Consider the following 1,477-nt stretch of genomic DNA (forward strand, 5'->3'; position numbering starts at 1 on the left):
GATGGTTAGAGTGCATCCCTGGTAACAGCTCCTGTAAATGGTACGGTTGTGCTGAATGCGGATGGTAGCTTTACTTATACCCCGAACGCTAACTTCATTGGTCTTGATAGTCTGAGCTATCAGGAATGCGATAACGGCACGCCGTCACTGTGTGATACGGCTAGCTTGGTGTTTAATGTGTCAGCGGTTAATGACGCGCCGATTGCAGTGCGGGATAGTGTGGGAGTTACAGAGGATGTACCAGCTACTGGTAATGTACTTAATAATGACAGCGATCCTGAAGGTGATGGGTTGACTGCATCCCTGGTAACAGCTCCTGTAAATGGTACGGTGGTTCTCAACTCGGATGGTAGCTTTACTTATACCCCGAACGCAAACTTCAATGGTCTTGATAGTCTGAGCTATCAGGTATGCGATAACGGCACGCCGTCGCTGTGTGATACGGCTAGCTTGGTGTTTAATGTGTCAGCGGTTAATGACGCGCCGATTGCTGTACGGGATAGTGTAGGTGTTACAGAAGATGTAGCGGCTACTGGTAATGTGCTGACCAATGACAGTGATCCTGAAGGGGATGGCCTGACCGCCTCCCTGGTAACAGCTCCTGTCAACGGTACAGTGGTACTGAACTCGGATGGTAGCTTTACTTATACCCCGAATGTTAATTATAATGGTCTTGATAGTTTGCTCTACCAGGTTTGTGATAATGGTACACCGTCACTTTGCGATACAGCTGTCTTAATGTTTAATGTGTCGGCGGTAAATGATGCGCCGATAGCTGTACAAGATTCCATTACTGTAACTGAAGATGCACCGGCCACGGGCAATGTACTGACTAATGATAGTGATCCTGAGGGTGATGGCTTGACGGCTTCCCTGGTAACAGCTCCTGTAAATGGTACGGTTGTGCTGAATGCTGATGGTAGCTTTACTTATACCCCGAACGCAAACTTCAATGGTCTTGATAGTCTGAGCTATCAGGTATGCGATAACGGCACGCCGTCGCTGTGTGATACGGCTAGCTTGGTGTTTAATGTGTCAGCGGTTAATGATGCGCCGATAGCAGTGCGGGATAGTGTGGGAGTTACAGAGGATGTACCAGCTACTGGTAATGTACTTACTAATGACAGCGATCCTGAAGGTGATGGTTTGACTGCATCCCTGGTAACAGCGCCTGTAAATGGGACGGTAGTGCTGAATGCTGATGGTAGCTTTACTTATACCCCGAACGCTAATTTCAATGGTCTTGATAGTCTGAGCTATCAGGTATGCGACAACGGCACGCCGTCGCTGTGTGATACAGCTAATCTGGTGTTTAATGTGTCAGCGGTTAATGACGCGCCGATAGCAGTGCGGGATAGTGTGGGAGTACCTGAGGATGTACCGGCTACAGGAAATGTACTTACTAATGACAGCGATCCTGAAGGTGATGGTTTAACTGCTTCCCTGGTTACAGCACCTGTAAATGGTACGGTTGTGC

The 1,477-nt window shown here is 48.3% G+C and carries 1 protein-coding gene; it reads left to right on the forward strand.

Annotation, left to right across the window (positions count from 1 at the left end):
• Positions 1 to 48 precede the first annotated feature (48 nt).
• Positions 49 to 1,477: Ig-like domain-containing protein (locus F0L74_RS32720; RefSeq protein ID WP_149842204.1), on the forward strand; the 1,429-nt coding region annotated here is incomplete at its 3' end.

It is taken from the genome of Chitinophaga agrisoli (genome assembly GCF_008386695.1).
GTDB lineage: Bacteria > Bacteroidota > Bacteroidia > Chitinophagales > Chitinophagaceae > Chitinophaga > Chitinophaga agrisoli.